This window comes from Mesorhizobium kowhaii, from assembly GCF_042431665.1.
Taxonomy (GTDB): domain Bacteria; phylum Pseudomonadota; class Alphaproteobacteria; order Rhizobiales; family Rhizobiaceae; genus Mesorhizobium; species Mesorhizobium kowhaii.
Genome location: NZ_JBHLYT010000033.1, coordinates 465333 through 488434, shown reverse-complemented (window position 1 = coordinate 488434; position 23102 = coordinate 465333). Strand labels below are relative to the sequence as shown.

Genomic DNA, 23102 nt, shown 5'->3' with positions numbered 1-23102 from the left:
ATGTCGACCGAAGCGGGCGCCGCGACGGCATCCCGCCCTGTCATCAGAGGAGGTCATCCCTTGCCGAAGCAGTGTTTTGGAACGTCGCATGTGCCGTTGTCGCCGGCAGTGCGCGCCGGCGATTTCGTCTATGTCTCGGGCCAGGTTCCCATCGGCAGCGACGGCATCGTGGTCAAGGGCGGCATAACGGAACAGACCGAACAGGTGCTCGCCAATGTGAAGGCCGCACTGGCGCTGGCCGGCTGCACCCTGGACGATGTCGTCAAGACGACCGTCTGGCTGGAAGACGCGCGCGATTTCGGCGCCTTCAACGCCGTCTATGCCAGGCATTTTCCGAAGAACCCGCCGGCCCGCTCCACGGTCGAATCGCGGCTGATGATCGACATCAAGATCGAAGTCGAGGCGGTCGCCTACCGGCCCGCCTGAGGAGACTGTAGTCTCTGAGGCGGCAAAACAACGAACCGGAGGTGACCTCCATGCAATTCGACCTCCTGCTGAAGGGCGGCCGGCTGATCGATCCGGCGTCCGGGCTCGATGCGCCGCGCGACGTCGCCATCGCCAATGGCCGCATTGCCGCGGTCGATGCCGATATCCCGGCCGGCCGCGCCGCGCAGGTCGTCGATGCCAGCGGCTGCGTCGTCACGCCCGGCCTCGTCGACCTGCACAGCCACGTCTACTGGGGCGGCACCTCGCTCGGCGTCGACGCCGACCGGCTGGCCGCCAAGAGCGGCACCACCACCTTCATCGATGCGGGCAGTGCGGGTGCGGGCAATTTCCTCGGCTTCCGCCGCCACGTCATGGAGCGCTCGAAGGTGCGCATCCTGGCCTATGTCAACATTTCCTTTGCCGGCATCTTCGGCTTTTCGCAGACGGTGTCGGTCGGCGAGTGCAGCGATCTCAGGCTCTGTGAGCCGCGCGAGGTCGTGGCTACGGCGCGCGAGCACCGCGATGTCGTCGTCGGCGTGAAAGTCCGCTCCGGCCGCCATGCCGGCGGCACCAGCGGCATTGCCCCGGTCGACCTGGCGCTGGAGGCCGCCGACCAGGCCGGCCTGCCGCTGATGGCGCATATCGACGAGCCGCCGCCCGGCCGTTCCGAAGTGCTGCCGCGGCTGCGCAATGGTGACATCCTCACCCATTGCTTCCGGCCGTTCCCCAACGCGCCGGTGTTCGCCTCCGGCGCGGTGCGGCCGGACATGCGGCTGGCGCGCGAGCGCGGCGTCATCTTCGACCTCGGCCATGGCATGGGCTCGTTCGATTTCGCGGTCGCGCGGGCCATGCTCGAGGAGGGGCTGGCGCCCGACGTGATCAGCAGCGACGTGCATCTCTACTGCGTCGACGGGCCGGCCTTCGACATCCTGGTCTGCATGTCGAAGCTCTTGGCGCTCGGCATGCCGCTGGTCGAGGTTTTGCGCGCGGCGACGCAAGCGCCGGCTCGGGCGATCGCCAGGCCTGATCTCGGCACACTGGCGGTTGGCACCGTCGGCGATGTCGCCGTGCTCCGGCAGCGCCCGGGCCGCTTCACCTTCGTCGACGCGGTCGGCGCCTCGCTGGTCGCCGACCAGCGGCTGGTTTCGGAAGGCATCGTCATCGGCGGCACCTGGTGGCCGAACGAAGCGGTCAACGATGCCAGCGAGACCGAGCGTTTCGAGGCGCATGCGCACCACACCCATATCGAGGTCGCGGCCCGGCATTTCGGGCACCGGCATGAGTGACAGCTTACGACCGGCCGGAATTGCTCGGCGCCCCATAAACCGGCGTTGCGATGCCTTCCATCCGTGCCTTGATCTGCAGCGCGACGTATTTCGAATAGAAGCGCGATAGAGCCAGATTGCCGCCGTGGAACCACAGCGCCTCCTGCGCCGTCGGCTTCCACATGTTGCGCAGCTCGCCTTGCCATGGTCCGGGGTCGCCTTTCACGCCCGAGCCGAGCCCCCAGCAGGGGCCGACCTTGTCGGCGACCTCGCGCGAGACGATCGCGGCCACGGTCTCGTTCATCGACTGATAGCCGGTGCAGGCGATGATCGCGTCGGCGGCAAGCTCGCTGCCATCCTCGAAAAGGATGCCGGTAGGCGTCAGCGACTTGATGGCGACGCCGCTGCGGACGCCGATCTCGCCGTCGATGATCAGGTCGGAGGCGCCGACATCGATGTAGAAGCCGGAGCCGGTGCGGTAGGCCTTCATCAACAGGCCAGTCTCGTCATCGCCGAAATCGATGGCGAAGCCGGCGGCGCGCAGGCGGTCGTAGAAGGCCGCGTCGCGGGCCTTGATCACCTCGTAGAGTGCCCGCTGGCCCTTCGGCACCAGCGCGAAGGGCGTCGAGGCGACGATCATGTCGGCCTTCTCGGTGCTGATGCCGCGCGCCAGCGCGTTCTCCGAGAAGATCTCGAAGCCGACCTCCATCAGCGTGTCCGATTTGACCACCGTCGTCGGCGCGCGCTGGATCATGGTCACCTCGGCGCCGCTCTCCCAGAGATCGACGCTGACATCATGGCCCGAGCTTGCCGCGCCGATGACGGCAACGCGTCTGCCACGGAATTTCTCGCCGCTGGAATACTGGCTGGAATGCAGCAACTCGCCCTTGAATTGATCGGCACCCGACAGATCGATCCGCCGTGGCGGACCATAGGCGCCGGTGGCAAAGACGATGTGCTTGGGTTTCAGCGTGATGTGCCGCCCGACGCGGTCGACGACGACGGTCCAGACCTTTTCGGCCTCGTCATAGGAGGCGCTGAGGCACTTGGTGGCGACCCAATAATTGAGCTCCATGACGCGCGTGTACATTTCCAGCCAGTCGCCCATCTTGTCCTTGGGCGTGAACACCGGCCAGTTTTCCGGAAACGGAATGTAGGGCAGATGGTCGTACCAGACCGGGTCGTGCAGCACGAGCGAGCGGTAGCGGTTGCGCCAGGAATCGCCGGGCCGCGCGTTCTTCTCGATGACGATGGTGGGCACGCCGAGCTGGCGCAGCCGTGCGCCCAGCATGATGCCGCCCTGGCCGCCGCCGATGACCAGGCAGTAGGGCTGTTCCCCGGCGCCGAGGTCGCGCGTCTCGCGCGCCCGTGCCTCCGACCAGGTTTCGCGGTCGGGGTCGGCCTTGTGGCGCACGCCCAGCGGCCGCGCCGGTCCCTTGCGTTCTTCGAACCCCTTGAGGTCGGTCATCGCCGTGAACAGGGTGCGGCAGCGGCCATCGCGCAGGCGCATGACGCCCTGGCCAGAAGCATCAGCTGTTTCGAAGCTGAACCAGGCCTCGATGGTGCCCTCGTCCGAGGTCGCCTCGCCGGTCAGCTGCCACGCGGCCGGCTTCGTCGTCGCCAGCGTCGACGCCAGCATGCCGGCGATCGCCTCGCGACCTTCCATGGTCGTGATGTTCCAGGTGAAGGTCAGGAGATCGCGCCAGTAGCAGTCGTCGACGAACAGGTTGCTTGCCGCTGTCCCATCGCTCGCTTCGAGCGCCTTGGCAAAAGATCCGAGCCATGCGGCTGCCTGTTTCGATGGTGCCATGTCGAGCATTTCTGTCCTCTTTCTGCCATGTTGCACGGCCCGGTCTTCCCTTCTCCCACAAGGGGAGAAGGAAAAGGCCCCGCCTCAATCCCCGAGCGGCTCCATCTCCTTGCCGGTGCGGTGGATCTGGGCGTTGTACTTGATGCGGCGCACGGTCTCGCGGGCCGAGCCGTCGAGCCTGTAGGCGGACGCCACCGCCAGCAGGTCGATCGCCGCCAGGAAGGCGAATCGCGAGGCCGTCGGCTTCAGCGTGTCGGGATATTCGGGCACTGCCACCGTCAGCCGGATATCGCAGGCGCGCGCGAGTTCGGTGTCGGGCGCCGTCACGGCGATCGCGTTGGCGCGGTAGTGCTTGGCGAGTTCGACGGCCTCGATCACTTCGCGCGTGCGTCCCGTCGCCGAAATGGCGATCACCAGGTCGCCCGGCTTCAGGGTCGAGGCGGTCATCCGCATCAGATAGGGGTCGCACTGGGCGCTGATGGTGATGCCATAGCGAAACAGTCGGTACTGGGTTTCCTGCGCCAGCGCCGAAGAGCTGCCGCCGAGGCCAAAGACGGTGACCTGGCGTGCCTTGGCGATCAGCTCGGCCGCCTTCTGCAGCTGTGCCGGGTCGAGCTGCCGCTCGGCCTCCTGCAGCGCCCGGCGGGCTTCGCCGAACACGGCGTTCCAGAATGGCATGCCATTGTCGCCGCTGGTCGGCAGTGGCTTGCTCAGATAGAGCGCGCCGACGACGAGGCTCTGCGCCAGCTTCAGCTTGAAGTCGCGCACGCCCTCGCAGCCGATGGCGCGGCAGAACCGGGTCACCGTCGGTTCGCTGACCCCGGCACGCTGGGCCAGGGCGGCGTTGGAAGCATCGACGGCGTATTTGACGTCGTCGAGCACGACATCGGCGACGCGGCGTTCGGCCGGGCGCAACTCGCTGTAGGAATCCTTGACCATCGAGATGATGTCAGGGATGCGCCGGACAGGTTCGCACCCCTCCGCATCGCGGCTTGGAACAGGCTCTTCCTGGCTGCCAGCTTCGGTCATGAAGTCATGTCTTTCCCGGCGTTTCACAGAGCTGGCTTCTTACCATGTTTGCACGCCATGGCTCCATGCAGCGGGCTACGATCTCTTCGCCGGCGCTAGGGACTGGCCTAGGCTACCCAATCGTCTCCAGCCGCCTTGGCAAACGGTTCATGGCAACAGGCCCGTCCGGCGTGATCAGGAACTGGTCCTCGAGATTGAAGCTGGCGAGGCCGTCGATGTAGAGCGGGATTTCGAAGGCCAGCACCATGCCGGTTTCGATCACGACATCGCTGCCGGCCGCAATGAACGGCCATTGTTCGGAAAAGACCGACTGGCCGACGCCATGGCCGAAATGGCCGCGGCGGTAGGAGCGCAGCCCTTGCCGCGCCAGGCTGTTGCTGGCGGTGCGGTGCACGTGGCCGAGCGCGTTTCCCGGAATAAGGGCTGCGAGCCCATCCTCGAAGGCCTGCTCGGCGATCGCGTGCAGTTCGGCCTGTTCGGCGGATGGCGGCCCGAAAATGAAGTTGCGCGACATATCGGAAGCATAGCCGCCGACGGTGCAGACCATATCGCATTTCAGCGGATCGCCGGGCATGGCCTTCGCATCGGCGCCTTTGGCCCGGGCGCCCAGCGTCACATATTCGGCGGTCGCGACCGGATGCGACAGGCCGGCCGCGGCCGTGGCAACACCTTCCCGGTAGAGGGAAATGAGATCGCCCTGGCGCATGCCGGCCATGGCATCCACCTGCAGCCGGTCCAGTCCGGCTTCCGACAGGATAATGCCTTGCTGGAGCAGCTCGATCTCGCGTTGCGACTTGATCGCCCGCAACCGATCGAGCACCGCCGAACCGTCGACCATCGGACAGCCCGGCAGCATCGCCTGCAGGACCGAAAAATCGGTGACGGCGATGAAATCGAGATCGATGCCGATCGTGGCGTGGTCAAGCCCGAACCCGGCGAGGATCTGCTTCAGCTCGCGGGCGGAATTGGCCAGCTCGAATGTCGCCGGTCGGGAAAAGTCCGGCGGCCGACCAGAGGATGCGAGACCGGCCTCGATGCGTTGCGCCAGCGCGGAGGTCGAGGCGTCAAGCGTGGTGGATTCGATCCAGATCGGGTGGCTGCGGAGCACGGCGTCCGGCAATGCCGCCTGCAACTGTGCGGCGTTGAAATCCGCCACGACGACGCCGATCGGCAGCTCTTGCCGGGCCGGGATGACGACGAAGCCGGCGCCCGCCCGCCGGAACAGCCCCGCCGGGCCGATCCAGGCACCGGTCGCATAGTGGAATGCCTCGGGCGCGCAGAGTACCAGCGCCTCAATGCCGGCGCGTTCCATCAGTTGCGTCGCGCGCAGGCGGTCGACAAAGCCCGTCATGAATTTTCTCCGGATGTCCGAAGCGGCAACGGAGCATTACGGGTATGGACAATCAAGCTGGTTTCATGGGGCAGAGGTGTTGATGGGTCGGATGTACCCGTGTTGACGGACCGCATGCGTTTGGCGATTAGCGAAGACGCCCATCGCTTCGTCATCCACGGGCGGAGCAAGGAGCGAAGCGACGCGGCGCAGACCCGAGGATCCATGCCGTGAACTTCGAGCGCTGCTAGGGTGCAGAATTCTGCTCCGCCGCACTCTTCGGTTGATGCCACGGCATGGATCCTCGGGTCTGCGCCGCGTCGCTTCGCTCCCGCTCCGCCCGTGGATGACGAATGCAGGGTTCGACTAATCGCGGCTATAGCAGACGGCGTCAGCTATTTGATGGATTCCAGTTTGGCGACGGCGGCCGTGAAGCCAGCCAGCGACACCGGGATGGTGACCGGCTTGCGGGTGACCGATTCCATGCCGATGTTCAGATTGGTTCCCGACTTCATGGCCTTGATGAGGTCGGCTGACAGCGGCGTGGCGGCATAGGCGCCGTTCTGGTCGCTGGTCTGGATGGCAAGCGTCGTCTTCTGCCCCTGGTCGATCTGGAAGGAGGCGCCGGAGGGCAGGAACAGCCCGTGCGGCAAGGCCAGCAGCATGGCCAGGCCGCCATTGCCGCTTTCGCGGCGCACGGTCACGGTCAGCACGCGCTGCCCGGACTTGGCTTCGGTCAGGTTCTGCGACACTTGGCACTGAAGCTCGGCGCTCGCCGAGCCGCTGGAGCAGTTCACCGCCCACGGATTGGCATCAGCGGGTTTTGGACTGGCGTCGGCAGGCTTCGGCTGTGCCGGCTTGGCCTCTTCGGCAAGGGCCGGTCCAGCGGCCGCCAAGGTCAGCCACAGGGCGGCCGAACTCGCGATCAATAGATTAGTGCGAGCTAAAATTACTGCCATGTTCTTTATACCCCGCATTCTTTCTTGCCTCCGTCAGGTATTCTCTTCGGTGGGATTTGATACAACACCCCCGACTGTTTAGGAAGTCGTGCCGGAGCCAAGAAAGCCGGCAAAAGTACTGTGACCTTTCGGACACACGAAAGAAAATTGGAGGAAACCCCTAGAAATCGAAGGGTTCGAGACTCGCTCTACAATACAATTCGAGTAAGAAATAACACGCGGGACGTGCAGTCCCAGAAGGACTCGCCAGGGATGGGCACTACCGAGAATTCTCGGCAAGTTGGTGAGATGGCGGCGCGTGGGGAGGATTTCCGCGTGCGCGCCGGCTATCGCCGTTCGTATTTTGCAAGACATCTCTGGAAGACGACGGCGCTCACGACGCTGGCGCTCGGCCTTTCCAGCATGGCCGCCTATGCCGACCCGAACGGGTTGTGGCAGCCGCAGATCCGCGCCATCGTCGGCGCCGACAACAATGGCGGCAACGCCGCGCTCGAAGGCTTCATCCCGCTCAAGCAGACCGCCGAATCAGTGCTGTTCCTGGATCTCCGGGCCAAGCACGATTTCAAGGATGGCTTCGGCCAGGATGTCGGCCTCGGCATCCGCCGCATCGTCAATCCGGACCTGATGATCGGCGGCTACGCCTATCTCAATGTCGAGAACTTCAACAGCAACCAGTTCACCGCCGCGACGCTCGGCGCCGAGGCGATCACGCCGCATTTCGACGCGCATGTGAACGTCTATCTGCCGATCAAGGGCGACTACAACGATCACTCGACCAACTCGACCCTGTCGCTGGTCGGAAACCAGCTGCTCGAGCAGATCTCGGTGCTTGATCATCGCCAATACGCGGCATGGGGCATCGAGGGCGAGGTCGGCGCACAGGTGCCGATCAACCTACCCGACAAGCATTCGCTGCGCGTGGATATCGGCGGCTATCACTTCGAGGACCCGCACGGCGACGACCACGGCGTCACCGGCGCCAAGGCCGGGTTCGAGTATACGATCGGCGATGTCTTCGGCAGCAACACCTCGCTGGTCTTCGCCGGCGAAGTCCGCAACGACAATCGCGACGACACCCAGTTCGCCGGCAGCGTCCGGCTGAACATCCCGTTCAATCCCGGCCATGGCTCGGACAATGCCGACAATGGGGCCGACAATGGGGCCGACAACGGGCCGGAGCCGGTCTATCCGGCCAGCGAAGGCCTGCGCAAACGCGTCAACGAGCGCGTGCGCGGCGATATCGGCGTGAGGATCCAGTCGCAGGACGTGGACGGCGGCACGACGACGCGCATCGCCATCAATGCCGCCACGGGCGCTGCTTTCGGCAATTTCTTCTTCGCCGATGGCGGCAACTCGCTCGGCCTCGGCACCATTGGCGATCCGACGACGCTGGACGATGCCGTCACCAAGGCCGGTAGCGGCTTTGTCGTGGCGCTTGGCGGCGCCGGCAACCTGACGACCGCCGGTGTGACGCTTGCCAATGGCGAGACCGTCATCGGTGGTGGCAGCAGCGTCACCGCTTTGCTTGCCGGCGGCAGCACCAGCACCTTCAACCTGGGCGGTAGCAACGGCACGATCCAGGGCACCAATCCGGCCAACAATGTCATTACGCTGGGCAACGGCAACACGCTGAACGGCATCACCATCACCGGCGGCGCCGACGGCATCTTCGGCAACAACATCACCGGCGCCACGCTGACCCATGTCACTGTGACAGGGACCGGTGGCAATGGCGCCGACTTCACGGGCACCTCGACCGGCATCAAGGGTTCGGACTTCACCGCGAAGAACAATGGCCTCGACGGCCTGCACATCGAGGGCGACGGCACCTACAATTTCACCGGCACGACGCTGTTGCAGGGCAATGGCGACGACGGGCTCGATGCCACCGGCAAGGGCACCTATACGTTCGCCACGCTCAATGCGAAGGACAATGCCGACCGCGGCATCACCGTGCAAGGCACCGCGACATCAGGCAGCTTCACCACCAGCGGCGGCACCGTGTCGGGCAATGGCGGCACCGCCGTGTTCATCGATCCGATCACCGCGCATGTGGTGCTGGATTCGATCACGCAGTCCGGCGGCATATCGGGCGTCGTCCTCGATCAGGTCTCGGGCAGCTTCACCGTCAGCGGTGCGACGACGATCTCGAACACGACCGGACCGGCGATCGACATTTCGGATTCGCCGGCGGCGATCCGCTTCGGCGATATCGCCATCTCGGCACCTGGCGGCGACGGCATTTCGTTTGCCGGCGTCAATGCGGCGGTGGTCGCCGGCAACATCGTCATCTCCGGCCTCGGCGTCGGCACCGGCCTCGACTTCTCCGGCAGCCATACGAATTTCACCGCGCAGTCGCTCAACATCACCGGCACCGATGCTGCCGGCTCGATCGGCATCGATCTTTCGTCGCCGACCTCGGGCGGGGCTACGATCGTCATCACCGATGGCGGTGCGATCGCCGGAGTCGCCACCGGCGTGCGCTTCGGCATTTCCGGCTCGCTGGCCAATTCGGCCAATGCCGAGTTCAGCTTCGGCGGCGGTTCCATTGCCGGCACCACCGCTTCGCTCGACGCGCGCGGCCTCAACCAGACGCTCGGCCACTATGCGTTCGGCTCGACCACGTTCAGCGGCCCGCAGCAGTTCGACGTGCAGAATGTGATCTTCGTCGGCGCCTCCGCGACAGGCACCGGCACCGGCTCCTCGCTGCTGGACCTGGCCTCGATCGCGACGGCTGATGCCAACACCGACGCCGACGCGATCTTCGTGCTGGTCAATCGCGGCACGGCCATCGACGACGCTGGCGGCTTCTTGCTCGGCGCCGGGCAGACGCTGGCCTCGTTCGCCAACGGGCGGACCTTCTCGCTCGGCGGCATCCCGGTCAATGTGACCGGCGACAATGTCACCCACACCGATGCCATCTCGGATGCAGGCGGCGCGGCGACGCTGACCAATAGCGGCGCCGGCGATGTCGTCACCTTGGCCAGCAACAGCTCGCTGCTCGATTTCAACGTCGCCGGCGGCAGCGCCAACGGCGTCCATGGCAGCAATGTCAGCAATGTCACGATCTCCGGCCTGACCGTTTCGGGCGCCGGTCTCAACGGCGTGCTGTTCGATGGCACCAACAGCGTCACCGCCGACAATTTGAACTCGAGCGGCAACGGCGGCATCGGCCTGTTGATCAACGGCGGCAGCAGCACCTTCAATTTCACAGGCACGACGACATTTTCGAACAATTCCGACACCGGTCTGTTCATCGTCGGTGACGGATCTTATGGATTCGAGACGCTGGAAGCGAACGACAACAGCAAAGGGGGCGTCGCGCTTGCTACGGTTGGCGCCTTACAACTGACGATAGCGGGCGGTACGGTTTCGGGAAACGGCATTTCGGCGTTCTCCGGCGGCGGCGTTGGCGGGTTTGGCGTCACCATTCTCGATGTCACGCTGAACACAGTGAGCCAGTCCGGCGGGCAAGCTGGGATCGACCTGTCCAACGCCACCGGCAATTTCTCCGTTGCCGGCACGACGACGATTTCCGACACCTCCTCGGATGGCATTTCCATCTCCGACAGCTCCGCCACGGTGAACTTCGGCGGCGCGGTCACCGTCACCCAGACATCCGGCAACGGCATCTCGCTCACCAACGATTCCGGCGCCGTCACGCTCGGCCAGGTGACGATCAATCAGCCGGCCCAGAACGGCATAGCCCTCAATGGCAATTCCGGTGCCGTCACGTTCGGCGATGTGAGCGTCGGCCAGCCGACCCAGAACGGCATCGACGTTTCGGGCACCAACGGCGCGATTTCCTTCGGCAATATCGACATCACCGGCCTGCCGACCGGCAAGACCGGGCTCGACCTGTCGGGCAGCCAGTCGACCTTCACCGCCACCTCGCTCGACATCACCGGCGCCGGCACTTCGACCGGCATCGACCTTTCCGGCACCACAGGCGGCTCGGTGACGATCGGCACCGGCACCATTTCGGCCGGCACCGGTGTGCAGATGGGCACGCATGGCGCGGCTGGAACCACCGCCAACACGGACTTCTCGTTCGGCGGCGGTTCGATTACCGGCACGACGGCTTCGCTCGACATGCGCGGCCTGAACCCGGGCAGCGGCACCTATGCCTTCAACGATACGGCGCTGAACGGGCCGCAGCTGTTCGACGTCGCCAATGTCATCTATGTCGGTGCGACCAGCACGGGCCTCGGCGATGGCTCCAGCGCCAGCAATTTGATCAATGCGGCGGCGGCAGACGACCTGACCACCGTTGGCAACACGATCTTCGTTCTGGTCAAGACGGCGGCTGTCCAGACCACCAACACAGACGCCGACGGCTTCACGCTCGCCAATGGCCAGTCGATTGTTTCCTTCGCCAATGGCGGCACCGTCACGCTGGGCGGGCCGCCCGCCAACGTCACTGGCGCCCATCTCGTCACCGGCGCGACGCAGGCCGATCCGTTCGGCTTTGGCGGGGCAACGCTCAACAACGCCGCCAACAACACCATCGACCTCGCCAACGGCAACCTCGTCAAGAATCTCAGCGTCAGCAGCTCCGGCTTTGCGATCGACGGAACGGGTAGCAACGGCGCAACGATCGGCGGCGTGACGATCAGCGGTGCCGCGTTTGGCCTTTTCCTTCACAACACCACCGGCATCGTCACGGTCAACAACCTGACCGTCCAGAGCGCGAGCACGACTGGCATCGTGCTTCTCGATTCAAGCGCGACCGTCAATTTCACCGGCAACACAAAGATTGCCAATGCCAACAGTGTCGCGCTGTTCGCCAACAATTTCGACGGCACCGCCACTTTCGACGATCTCGATATCACCGGCGGCGGCACAGGCGTCAGCGTCCTCGGGGGCTCGAGTGGAACCTTGAACTTCGGGGCTGGGAGTTCCATCGCCAACACCGGCAGCAACGCCTTCTCCATCGCCAATTCATCGGCCAACGTCACCTACGGCGGCACCATCAACCAGACCAGCGCGGCAAGCGCGGTGAAGGTTTCCTTCCTGACCGGCGGCAGCGCTTCGTTCGGCGGCAAGATCACCGCCAGCACTGGCGCAGTCAATGCGATCGACCTGACCGGCAACACCGGCAGCACGATCAACTTCAGAGGCGGGCTCGATCTCACCACCGACGGCGGTTACGGCTTCAGCGCCATCAATGGCGGCACGCTGACGGTGACCGGAACCAGCAATACCGTGGCGACAGGCGCCGGGCTGGATGAGAAGGGGATTCTCATCGGCGGCACTGGAATGACGATCGGCGCGGCCGGCGTCAATTTCTCCAGCGTCACCGTGGATGGCTCGGGCGGTGCCGTTTCCAGCGGCATCGTCATTCAGAACACCAGTGGCGGCAATGTTACCTTCGGTGCCGTCGATATCAACCGAGTCAACGGCGACGCCATCCGTCTCACCAATGTCGCCAGCGGCATCTACAGCTTCCACGGCACGACGAAGATCGACACAGTCGTCGGCAACGGCCCCGGCTTCGTGGTGCAAGGCAGCGCCGCGACCGTCAATGTCTCCAGGCTGGAGACGACGCTGGTTTCCGGCGCCGATGTCAGCCTGACCAACAACACCGGCACGGTCGATATCGGCGGCGGCGACATCACTAATTCCGGCAGCGGCGACGGCGTCGTCGTCTCCGGCGGCAGTGCAGCGATTACTGTGTCGGCCAAAATATCCAGTTCGGCAAGCGCACCGGGCACCGCGGTCAAGGTCGACGGCACCACAGGCGGCTCGGTAGATTTCGTCGACGTCGTCTCGACCGGTACCGGCAACCTGTTCGCCATTGGCACCACGACGGCGCCGACCAACACCGCGATCAGCTTAGGCGAAATGGGGGGGCTGGCGACAGGCGGCGGCAGTGCCGTGATTGGCGGGCTTGGCGCCGGCGCTAGCTTCAATGCCTCTGCGCTGCTCTCCATCACCAATGCAACCGGAACCGGGCTTGTCGTTTCGAATGTCGCTGGCACCGCGTCCGCCACCTTCGCCGCGGTCAACGTCAGCGGCAGCACCACCGGTATCGGCCTGTCGACCAATTCGGGCTCCATCACCTTCAGCGCCACCAACGTCACCAACGTCGGGCTGAACCAGACCGGCGTCAGCGTTTCCGGCACCAATTCGGGCACGCTGTCCTTCGCCAGCCTCGGCATCGCCATGACCGGCGACGGATCGACCGGCATCACTTTCGCCAATGCCGTGGTCAACGGCACCATCACCGCGACCGATTTCGACCTGACCAGCGCGAGCTCGACCGGCACAACGGCGGTCAACCTCACCAACACCACCGGCACCGGCACCATCCAGCTCGGCGATCCCGGCGCGCCCGCCAATCTGACCGCTTCCACCATCGGCGGCCCCGGCAATGGTCCCGGCATCGGCTTCCAGTTCAGCAGCACGACCGCCGTCAATTTCATCTATGGCGACGGCGAAGGCACGGCCGACAAGCTGTCGACGGTCAAGGCGGTCGACATATTGAATTCGACCGGCGGCTTCCCGGCCGGCGGCACCTACAATTTCAAGGATGTCAACGGCCCCACCGGCTTCATCGGCGACATCTCCGAAGCGCAGGGCTCGACCATCTATTATGTCGACCCGAACGGCACCGGCGACGGCACCGCCGACAATCCGGGCTCGATCGCCGGCGCGGAAGCGTCGGGCGCCAAGATCATTGCGCTGGTCGACCGCTCGCAGAACGGCACCAGCAATCTCATCAACATGATGCTGGCGCAGCAGAATGGCGGCGGCAACAACACGCTGAACCTTGCCGACGGCCAGATCCTGATCGGCCTCAAGGCCGGCGATTCCATCGATACCGCGCCCTATGGCGGAGTTGGCGGCACGCTCGGCGGCAACTTCAAATTCAGCAACATCAATTCGTCGAGCATCATCGATGCGCCTGATGGTGTCGACACCGTGCTGCCGACGCTGACCACGGCGAGCGGCAACACGGTCGACTTCACCGGCCGCGCCAGCATAGACAACGTCATCATCACCAACACCGGCAGCGGCATCGGTGTGCACGGCACCGGCATCACCGAGTTCGTGCTCAACCGGGCGACGGTCGCCGGTGGCGACGGCGGCGCGCTGTCGCTGAGCGACGGTGCGGCCAACAGCGAAATCGCGCTGTCAAACCTCACGCTTTCGGCAACGGGTGGCGATATCGCCTCGGTCGATGGCTCGGTCGGCGTCGGTACCATGAAGGTCAGCGCCTTCTCCGACATCACGCTTCTGGGCAACAAGGGTGAAGTCGGCGGCTTCTCGCTGGACACCGTCGTTTTCGACGCCAACGCGGCCACAGTCGGTATCGACCAGGTCGACGGCGGTGCCTTCGTCGCCGGCACCACGACGAACCGCGTCGGTGGCTACGGCCTCTCCGTGAGAGCAGCTGCCGGCGATCTCAAATTCGACTCAACCAATGTTGCGGTCAGGACCGCAAGCAGCGTGAGGTTTGGTGCTCCAGGCGCGATCGGCGTCTACGCGGCTAACGCGGCGGGCGGCGGCAACAGCATCGACCTCGGCACGGCCACTCTCAATGTCGACGGCACCGGGGCCAATCCCGGCCTGGGGGATGCCCTGTTCGCGCAGATCGGCATTGGCAATCGCGTCGGCTTCTCCGGCGTCGTGACGGTCAACACCGTCAACGCCGGAGGCCTGTTGTCCAACTTTAGCGGCACGCTGTTCTTCGGCGCGGCCGGCAACACGGTGACGACCACCGGCCAGCCGGCGATCTGGTTTGCCAGCACCAGGATCGAAAACGGCTCGGGCGGCTCGGCTCAGTTCGGTGCCATCAATTCGAGCGGCGGTGGCCTGAACGGCATTTATCTGGCTAACATCTCCGCTTCGCCGACGCTGCTGTTCAACGGTCCGGTGACGATCGACGGTACGCTGTCCAACGCCATCCAGATCCAAAATACCAGCACCCTCGCCGCGACATCGGTGACTTTCGCCGGTGCGGTCTCGATCACCAACGCCAGCGGCGGCGGCGTCAATTGGCAGCGCCTGGCCGGCAGCACCGACACGCTGACCTTCTCGGGTGGCCTCGCCATCCAGAACAGCGGCGGCACCGGCTTCTCCGCCGACCGCGGCGAGGTGGCGCTCTCCGGCACGAACACCGTTTCCACCACCAACGGCACCGGCGTCAGCATCAGCAACGCCAGCGTCAGCGGCGGCTTCACCTCGGTCAGCGCCAGCTTCGCCGCCGACAACGGCATCAACCTGCAGAACCTGACCGGCTCGCTCAACCTCGGTACCGGGACGCTGACCAACACCGGTTCGGGCGCCGCCTTCAATGTCGGTTCGGCCACCAACGCAAGCGGCGGCAACGCGGCCATCTCCTATGCCGGCACCATCGCCAGCAACGGCAGCGGGGCGGCGGTTTCGATCCAGGAACTGACCGGCGGCTCGGTGACGTTGTCGGGCAATCTGACCGACGGCAACGCGGCGGCCGGCGGCAATATCGTCGTTGCCAACATCGACAACGGCACGGCGGCAACCATCACCTTCTCCGGCGCCAGCAAGCAGATCAAATCGGGCGCGACGGACGGCGTCAGCCTGACTGCCAATCCGGACGGTATCGTCGACTTCACAAATGGCGGCCTTGCCATAACGACGACAGGCGGGGTGGGCTTCGCTGCCGGCACCGGCACGGTCACCGTCACCGGCAGCAGCAACACGATCACCACGACGACCGGCACCGCGCTCAAGCTCGACGGCGCGACGGTCGGCGCGGGCAGTGTCAATTTCAGCTCCATCTCCGCCACTGGCGCCGCCACCGGCGTCTCGCTCAACAATGTCGGCGGCGGCGGCATCATCCTCGGCACGGTCAACCTGCAAGGCATCACCTCGCGTGGCTTCGATGTCGCAGGCACGCTCGGCTCGGCGCTGAGCATTACCAGCCTCAACATCGGGCTCGGTGGTGCGAACGCCATCGGCCTCGATCTCAACGGCGCGGTCATCAGCACGGGCATCAACGCCGGTGATTTCGACGTCGCCGGCGGTGGCTTTGCCGGTACGCTCGGCATCGACATGGCCGGAACCACGAGCGCCGCCTCCATCCAGTTCGGCGATACGGTCAATCCCGGCGGCGCCCAGACGTCGACCATCACCAATGTCGCGCAGGGCATCCAGTTCTCCAGCACGACCAATGCAACGCTGGTGTTCGGTGACGGCGCAGGGCCCGCCGAATCGCTGATCCAGACCACCGGCGGCCAGGTCATCCACGCCACCGACACCTTGCCGCTCAGCGGCAATTACGATTTCGACGACGTCACGTTCGTCGGCGACATCTCGAACCTGTCGGCGATCAGCGTCTACTACATCGACGCAGCCGGCGAGATTTCGGGCACCGGTGACGGCAGCTTCCTCAATCCGGGCAGCGTCGCCCAGGCGGAGGCTTCCACCGCCAATGTCTTCGTGCTGATCGACAAGACCGTCGACACGAACCAGGCGACCATCAACATCGGCAACAGTTCGCTCGACCTCAAGGACGGGCAAGCGGTGATCTCGTTCATGTCCGGCGATGCGGACATCGACGTGGGGCCGCTCGGCGTCGGCGGCGGCCTTGGCGCGCCGTCCTCCTTCCACTTCACCACCATCCAGGCTTCGACGGTCGTCACGAACCCCGGCGGCCTCGACAATTCACACCCGATCCTGGCCAGCAGCGGCGCGGCCGCGACGATCAACCTGCCATTCAGCGGCACCGGCGTCATTACCGCCGGCGTCCAGAACGTCACGGCCCTCAACAGCGGCAGCGGCGCCGGCATTTTCGTCAATGCCACGCTTGCCTCCAATTTTGTGATCCGGGACAACATCATCACCGCCGGCGGCAACGCACTCGACTTCTCGACCACCGGTGCGGCTGCCAACACGCTTCTCGCCACGATCGACGGCAACACGCTCAGGTCGACCGCGTCCGGGCTGGCGGCGTCCTTCGTCGGCCAGAACATCAATGCGACGGACAATTCGATCGCGATCCGGTCGTTTGCCGGCAACAAAGTGACCGGTGGCGCCGGTAGCGGCGGCATCGTCTTCAACAATGTCCGCTTCGATTCCAACGGCGTGGGCGGCACCGTCAGCGCCGACACGCTCGGCATGGGCACTCCCGGCACGCGGATCCAGGGCAACGGCCTCAGCTTCACCAACACCAGCGGCACCTTCGATCTGGGCACGCTCAGCCTCGCCAACACTGGCGGCACCGGTGTGATCGCCAACACCAAGACCACCACCTTCACGCTGAACAGCAGCGCCGGCGTGGTCACCACCATCAACGGCGCGGCCTTCGATCTCGATCCGCTGACCGTCAACATGACGTTCTCCAGCGTCAGCGCCGTTGTCAACGGCGTCGCCAGCGGCATCACCTTCGACGGCGTTGCCGGCACCTTCACGGTCACCGGCGCGACAAGCGTTTCCAACACGACGGGCTTCGGCATCGATACCATCAACGTCAACACGGGCACCTTCAATTTCAACACGGTGACGGTGAACAACGCCTCGACAACCGGCGGCGGCATCCATGTCGCGACGGGCACGCTCAACGTCACCGGCCTCGCCAACATCGACACGACCAGCGGCGTCGGTCTCTCGCAAGGCGGCGGCACGACCAGCTTCACCGGCGGCCTGACCATCGACACCACCACCGGCACCGGCATCCTCGGAACCGGCGGCACGATGGGCATCACCGCTTCCGCGGCCGCCGAGACCGTGAATGCCACGGGTGGCCAGGCGATCAACCTCTCCGGGGTCGTCGCCACCATCGCGCTGGATTCGACCTCGTCGGCCGGCGGCGTCAACAATGTCAGCCTGACCAGTGTCGGCGGCACCGTCGGCCTCGGCTCCGGTGCGCTGAGCGGCGCTTCGGGCGCTTCGTTCAATGTCGTCGGCGGCACGGCCGCTGTCACTTATGGCGGCAACATCACCCAGGCGAACAACGCCGCCCTGGTCAGCGTTTCGGCCGGACACACCGGCACGCTGACTTTCAACACTGGCACGCTTTCGGCGACCAACGGCACTGGCCTGCAGTTCGCCAATGCCGACGGCACCTACAATTTCAACGGCACCACCACGCTCAATGGCGGCGATGCCGGCGTCGATATCACGACCGGGTCGAGCGGCACCTTCACCTTCGGCACCGGCACCTCGATCACCAGCCCGACCGGCACGGCGTTCAATGTCGACACAAGTTCGGCGAGCGTCACCTACAACGGCAACATCACCCAGGCCAACAACGCCGCGCTGGTCGCGGTCACGGGCCACACCACCGGAACGATCACCTTCCAGACCGGCACGCTGTCGGCGACCAACGGCACCGGCCTGCAGTTCAACAATGCCGACGGCACCTATCAGTTCAACGGCACAACAACGCTGAATGGCGGCGACGCCGGGGTGGACATCCTCACCGGATCGGGCGGCAGTTTCGGCTTCGGCAGCGGCACCTCGATCACCAGCCCGACCGGAACCGCGTTCAACGTCGTCGGCGGCACCGCCGCCGTCACCTATGGCGGCAACATCACCCAGGCGAACAATGCCGCCTTGATCAGCGTTTCAGGCGGCCACGCCACCGGCACGCTGACCTTCAGCACCGGCACGCTGTCGGCCACCAACGGCACCGGCCTGCAGTTCGACAATGCCGACGGCACCTACAATTTCAACGGCACCACGACGCTGAATGGCGGTGACGCCGGCGTCGACATCCTCAATGGCTCGGGAGGCACATTCAGCTTCTCCAGCGGTACTTCGATCACCAACCCGAGCGGTGTCGGTTTCCTTGTCGCCGGCGGCACGTCAAACGTCACCTACAACGGTACGATCAGCAAAACCGCCGCGGCAGGCAAGATCGTCGATATCTCCGGCGTCACCGCCGGTACCATCACGCTGGCCGGCAATCTCACCGCCACGGGCGGCTTCGACAACGGTATCTTCGTCCACGGCAATACCGGTGGCACCTTCAATTTCAGTGGTGGCACCAAGACGCTGACCACCGGCGCCTTTACGGCGGTCGACCTGGTGACCAACACCGGCGCCACCGTCAATTTCCCCGGCGGTGGGCTGGCGATCAACACCACCACCGGCATTGGTTTCAATGCCACCGGCGGCGGCACGGTCAACGTGACGGGCGGCACGATCAATTCCACCGGCGCGCAGGCGGTCAACCTCAACGGCGTCGCCACCACAACCGGCATCAATTTCACCTCGACCACCTCGGCAGGCGGCGTCAACAATGTCGTGGTCAGCGGCGTCACCGGCGCCGGCACGGTCAGCCTCGGCACCGGCTCGCTGACCGGCGCGAGCGGTGCATCGTTCCTCGGTTCGGGCGGCACGGCGAACGTCACCTACGGCGGCAGCATCACCAAGACCAGCAACGGCCGCACGATCGACATCCAGAACCGCACCGGCGGCACGGTCACCTTCAACGGCACGATTTCCTCGACCGGCACCAGCGACGGCATCTTCCTGAATATCAACACCGGCTCGACGATCAATTTCGCCAACACGCTGACCATCGACACCTCGGCCAGCAACTCTGCCGGCTTCACCGCGACGGGCGGCGGCACAGTGAGCGCGGCCGGCGGTACCGGCAGCACGATCAATTCGGGCAGCGGCACCGCGCTCAACGTCGCCAACACGACGATTGGGGCTTCGGGCCTGACGTTCCGCAGCATTTCGGCCACCGGGGCCGTCAATGGCATAGTGCTCAACAGCACCGGCTCAAGCGGCGGGCTGACGGTGACGGGCACCGGCACGACCGCGGGCAGTGGCGGCAACATCGTGAACTCGACCGGCGACGGTGTCAGCTTGACATCCACGCAGAATGTCAGCCTGACCAACATGAATATCACCGGCTCGCAGGGCAATGGTATCCTGGGAACTGGCGTGAACGGCCTGGTGCTAAACCGTGACACCGTATCCGGCAGTGGCAATTCGACCGCCGGCAATGGCGAGGGCAACATCTATCTGTTCGAATTGACCGGCGACGCAACGCACCTGACGACATTCGACAACCTCACCGTCAGCAATGCCTATGTCCACAACGTGTTTATCCAGAACACCGGTGGCACCCTGGCCGATCTGGTGGTGACCAACAGCACCTTCTCCAACAACGGGGCCTCGACGGTTGCGGGCGATCAGTTCGAGATCGACCTGACCACCGGCGGCCTCGCCGGAACGCCGACCGCGACGGTTCATGCCACGCACAACACCTTCAGCGGCAACCTGTCGGCACCGGCGACGTTCACCGCAACGGGCTTTGCGGGCTCGGTTGACGATGGCACGCTCAACGTCCATCTCGGCGACGGCACCGCTGGCGGCCTGAACACGTTCGACACCAACAATTCGGGTATTACGCTGACGGCCACCGGTTCCAGCACCCTCAACTTCGACGTGAACAACAATCTCGTCACACACAATCGCGCGGTGGGCATAGCCATCAATCACTTTGGCACCGCCAACGTGACGGGCTTCCTGCGCAACACGACCGTCGGCACACAGGGTGTCGCGGGTTCGGGAGCGCTGATCGGCAATGGCGTCGACATCCACGACGAGTCCACCAGCGGCACCATGACGCTGAGCGTCACCAACAACATCGTGCAAAGTGTGGGCGACGGGGCCGGAAGCGGCTTTGAAGGCATCCTCGTTCAGTCGGGTAACGGCACCCAGAATTCGGCGAGCACCCTCAATATCACGCTGACGGGCAACACAATCCGCGACATCCTCGATGACCGCGGACTGTTCATCAACAACTTCAATACCGCTGGGGCCAGCGTCATCAACGCGCTGGTAAGCGGAAACACCTTCTCGAATGCAAATGCCGGCGGCGGCACCACCACCGCGCGAATCGGCGGAGCGCCTGGCGGTTCTGACCATGTCAACGTCACGCAGGCCGATGCGAATGCTCTCGCGGCGGCGAATGGACTTACCGCCAGCGCAGCGCCGGGAAACACGATGCGCGTCGACACCAATGTCTTCTTCAGTCAGGCCGCGCCGCCACTGCCGCCGCCCACGCCTTGATCGCAACATTCAAGTGTAAACAGTTTGGCAACAGCTCGGTAACCAATGTTCATGGTTGGACAGAAAAAATCCTCTGTCGCCTGACGAATACTTATCGACGACAAGAAGTAAAATATGTAGGCTGTATTATTGGCGCACGAGGGGGTTCAAGATGGGCACACCTTATCTAGGTGAAGTCAAAATTATTTCTTGGAATTTCGCCCCGAAGGGCTGGGCTCTTTGCAACGGGCAATTTTTGCCAATCAACCAGAACCAGGCACTGTTTTCGCTTATAGGCACATACTATGGCGGCAATGGTCAGACCACCTTTGCCCTGCCGGACCTTCGCGGCAGAACGCCCGTGCATTCTGGCGGTCCGATTGGCGCAAATGTCGGCAATAACGGCGGCTTTGAATTTCACACGCTGACGGCGGGCGAAAACCCGTCGCACTATCACCTGATCAACGCGTCGCAGACCCAGGGCGACAAGAATACTGCCTCCGGCAACGTGCTCGCCCGGGAAGTGGGTGTTCCCTACGCGGCCTTTGGCAGTGCGACAGCGTTGAACGCGGCTTCAATCTCCACTGTCGGTGGAAATCCGCATGAGAACCGTCAGCCTTTGCTGACACTGAATTTCGTCATCGCCCTGGTCGGCGTTTTCCCGTCGCAAAACTAGAGGAGCGGCTATGAGCGATCCTTATGTCGGTGAGATTCGCATGTTCGGCGGCAACTTCGCGCCGAACGGCTGGGCTTTCTGTGACGGCAGCTCAATATCCATCTCCGAAAACGAGACGCTCTTCAATTTGATCGGGACAACTTACGGCGGCGATGGCCAAGAGACATTCAACCTGCCCGATCTTCGCGGCCGTGTTCCAATCCATGCGGGCCAGGGTCCGCTTATCACCCAGAACTATGTGCTTGGCGAAGTTGCGGGCGTCGAATCCGTGACGCTGACGGCAAATCAGATGGGTGCTCACAATCATGTTCTGATCGCATCTTCCAACACAGCCACGGATGCCAATCCGGCTGGCAATGTCCTGGCAACCTCTCCGACGGTCTCCAGCTTTGTCATCGACGTCGCCGGGCCGGCGCTTGCGGGGAATTCGCTGACCACCGCCGGCGGCAACAGTCCTCACGACAATTTCATGCCCTATCAGTGCGTCAATTTCATTATCTCGCTATTCGGGATTTTCCCGAGCCAGAACTAGAGGGTGTCATGTCCGAGCCTTTCGTCGCGGAAATTCGTATTTTTGCCGGGGTTTTCGCGCCGAAAGGCTGGGCGACCTGCAACGGCCAATTGCTGGCTATTTCGCAAAATACGGCGCTGTTTTCACTGCTCGGGACCACTTATGGAGGCGACGGCAAGTCGACCTTTGCACTGCCAGATCTGGCCGGGTCAGCGCCGATGCATCCGGGAACCGCAACTGGCGGGACGATCGATCACGTGTTGGGCGAGACCGGGGGGACTACGACCGTCACCTTGACTCCCAACGAAATGCCGACCCACAATCACAGCATTCTGGCGTCCACCGAAAACGCGACGCTCAAATCGCCTTCCCCGACCGAGCATTTAGGCCGCTCCAAGGCAGGCACGATCTACCAATCGAATACGGCAAGCAACCTGGCGCAGATGAACGTTCAGGCTGTCGCGCCTGCGGGCCTTTCGCAGGCCCATAACAATCTGCAGCCCCACGTGGCCTTGACATTCATCATCGCGCTGCAAGGCGTTTACCCGGCACGCCCCTGATTTTTCGATGAACCCATTTCGCGAGGCGGTTTCGACCGACTGGGTACGGGCGGCGGGCGCCGGGCTGATGTTTCGCCCAGCCACGGATGCCGATCTGCCGTTTCTAGCGCGGCTTTACGCTTCGACCCGCGCCGAGGAACTTGCGGTCACGTCCTGGACCGACGTGCAGAAGGCGGCGTTCCTCGACATGCAGTTCCGGGCGCAGCACGCGCATTATATCAAGCATTATCCCGGGGCCGACTGGCTGGTAGTGGAGCGCGCCGGAGAGGACATCGGCCGCCTCTATCTCGAGCGTGGGTCATTCGAGCGTGGTTCGGGCCAGCATACGATCATCGACATCGCCTTCCTGCCGCCCCATCGCGGCAAAGGGTTTGGCACCGCGCTGCTCAGCGATCTGATCGAGGAAGCGGGGTTAGCCGGCAAATCAATGTCGATCCATGTCGAGAAGAACAATCCAGCCAGACGGCTCTATGTGCGGCTGGGATTCGCCCTCGCCGAGGACAAGGGCGTCTACGACCTGATGATCCGTTCGCCCTGACGGCCA

At 64.3% G+C, this 23102-nt stretch carries 11 protein-coding genes; 7 read left to right on the top strand and 4 right to left on the bottom strand.

The features are described from left to right. The first annotated feature begins 60 nt into the window (after window positions 1-60). The gene (locus tag ACFFNA_RS21910) at window positions 61-426 is read left to right on the top strand and encodes a RidA family protein (RefSeq protein WP_378921532.1); all 366 of its coding nucleotides are present in this window, start codon (window positions 61-63) and stop codon (window positions 424-426) included. Between the two features lie 50 nt (window positions 427-476). Further along, window positions 477-1712 carry an amidohydrolase/deacetylase family metallohydrolase gene (locus ACFFNA_RS21905; protein WP_378921529.1) on the top strand — a complete coding sequence of 412 codons (1236 nt, stop codon included), beginning with the start codon at window positions 477-479 and terminating at the stop codon, window positions 1710-1712. A 4-nt stretch (window positions 1713-1716) separates the two neighbouring features. On the opposite strand, the gene ACFFNA_RS21900 is transcribed toward ACFFNA_RS21905, so the two are convergent. From ACFFNA_RS21900 to ACFFNA_RS21885, 4 genes are all read right to left on the bottom strand, one after another. Beyond that, on the bottom strand, window positions 1717-3510 hold the full coding sequence (locus tag ACFFNA_RS21900; protein ID WP_378921527.1) for an NAD(P)-binding domain-containing protein: 1794 nt from the start codon (window positions 3508-3510) through the stop codon (window positions 1717-1719). Window positions 3511-3585: 75 nt separating this feature from the next. After that, entirely contained in the window at window positions 3586-4530 is a 945-nt protein-coding gene (locus tag ACFFNA_RS21895; RefSeq protein ID WP_378921525.1) for a MurR/RpiR family transcriptional regulator, read from the bottom strand. 112 nt (window positions 4531-4642) lie between these two features. Then, on the bottom strand, window positions 4643-5881 hold the full coding sequence (locus ACFFNA_RS21890; protein WP_378921523.1) for a M24 family metallopeptidase: 1239 nt from the start codon (window positions 5879-5881) through the stop codon (window positions 4643-4645). Between the two features lie 374 nt (window positions 5882-6255). Continuing rightward, complete coding sequence (locus ACFFNA_RS21885) at window positions 6256-6789, bottom strand: invasion associated locus B family protein (RefSeq protein WP_378921521.1); 534 nt, start codon at window positions 6787-6789, stop codon at window positions 6256-6258. 318 nt (window positions 6790-7107) lie between these two features. On the opposite strand from ACFFNA_RS21885, the gene ACFFNA_RS21880 reads away from it, so the two are divergent. From ACFFNA_RS21880 to ACFFNA_RS21860, 5 genes are all read left to right on the top strand, one after another. Beyond that, window positions 7108-20832 carry a hypothetical protein gene (locus tag ACFFNA_RS21880; RefSeq protein WP_378921519.1) on the top strand — a complete coding sequence of 4575 codons (13725 nt, stop codon included), beginning with the start codon at window positions 7108-7110 and terminating at the stop codon, window positions 20830-20832. 151 nt (window positions 20833-20983) lie between these two features. Beyond that, entirely contained in the window at window positions 20984-21487 is a 504-nt protein-coding gene (locus ACFFNA_RS21875; protein WP_378921517.1) for a phage tail protein, read from the top strand. 10 nt (window positions 21488-21497) lie between these two features. Continuing rightward, on the top strand, window positions 21498-22019 hold the full coding sequence (locus ACFFNA_RS21870; protein WP_378921515.1) for a phage tail protein: 522 nt from the start codon (window positions 21498-21500) through the stop codon (window positions 22017-22019). Between the two features lie 8 nt (window positions 22020-22027). Then, a complete protein-coding gene (locus ACFFNA_RS21865) occupies window positions 22028-22558 on the top strand; it encodes a phage tail protein (protein WP_378921513.1) in 531 nt (176 codons plus the stop codon). A 7-nt stretch (window positions 22559-22565) separates the two neighbouring features. Beyond that, window positions 22566-23096, top strand: a complete 531-nt coding sequence (locus tag ACFFNA_RS21860; protein WP_378921511.1) for a GNAT family N-acetyltransferase — start codon at window positions 22566-22568, stop codon at window positions 23094-23096. Window positions 23097-23102 lie beyond the last annotated feature (6 nt).

What these genes read in the sequence shown, in the direction of transcription:
- ACFFNA_RS21860 (WP_378921511.1), top strand. Translation starts at nt 22,566, where the DNA reads ATGAACCCATTTCGCGAGGCGGTTTCGACCGACTGGGTACGGGCGGCG.
- ACFFNA_RS21865 (WP_378921513.1), top strand. Translation starts at nt 22,028, where the DNA reads ATGTCCGAGCCTTTCGTCGCGGAAATTCGTATTTTTGCCGGGGTTTTC.
- ACFFNA_RS21875 (WP_378921517.1), top strand. Translation starts at nt 20,984, where the DNA reads ATGGGCACACCTTATCTAGGTGAAGTCAAAATTATTTCTTGGAATTTC.
- ACFFNA_RS21905 (WP_378921529.1), top strand. Translation starts at nt 477, where the DNA reads ATGCAATTCGACCTCCTGCTGAAGGGCGGCCGGCTGATCGATCCGGCG.
- ACFFNA_RS21900 (WP_378921527.1), bottom strand. Translation starts at nt 3,510, where the DNA reads ATGCTCGACATGGCACCATCGAAACAGGCAGCCGCATGGCTCGGATCT.
- ACFFNA_RS21895 (WP_378921525.1), bottom strand. Translation starts at nt 4,530, where the DNA reads ATGACCGAAGCTGGCAGCCAGGAAGAGCCTGTTCCAAGCCGCGATGCG.
- ACFFNA_RS21870 (WP_378921515.1), top strand. Translation starts at nt 21,498, where the DNA reads ATGAGCGATCCTTATGTCGGTGAGATTCGCATGTTCGGCGGCAACTTC.
- ACFFNA_RS21890 (WP_378921523.1), bottom strand. Translation starts at nt 5,881, where the DNA reads ATGACGGGCTTTGTCGACCGCCTGCGCGCGACGCAACTGATGGAACGC.
- ACFFNA_RS21880 (WP_378921519.1), top strand. Translation starts at nt 7,108, where the DNA reads ATGGCGGCGCGTGGGGAGGATTTCCGCGTGCGCGCCGGCTATCGCCGT.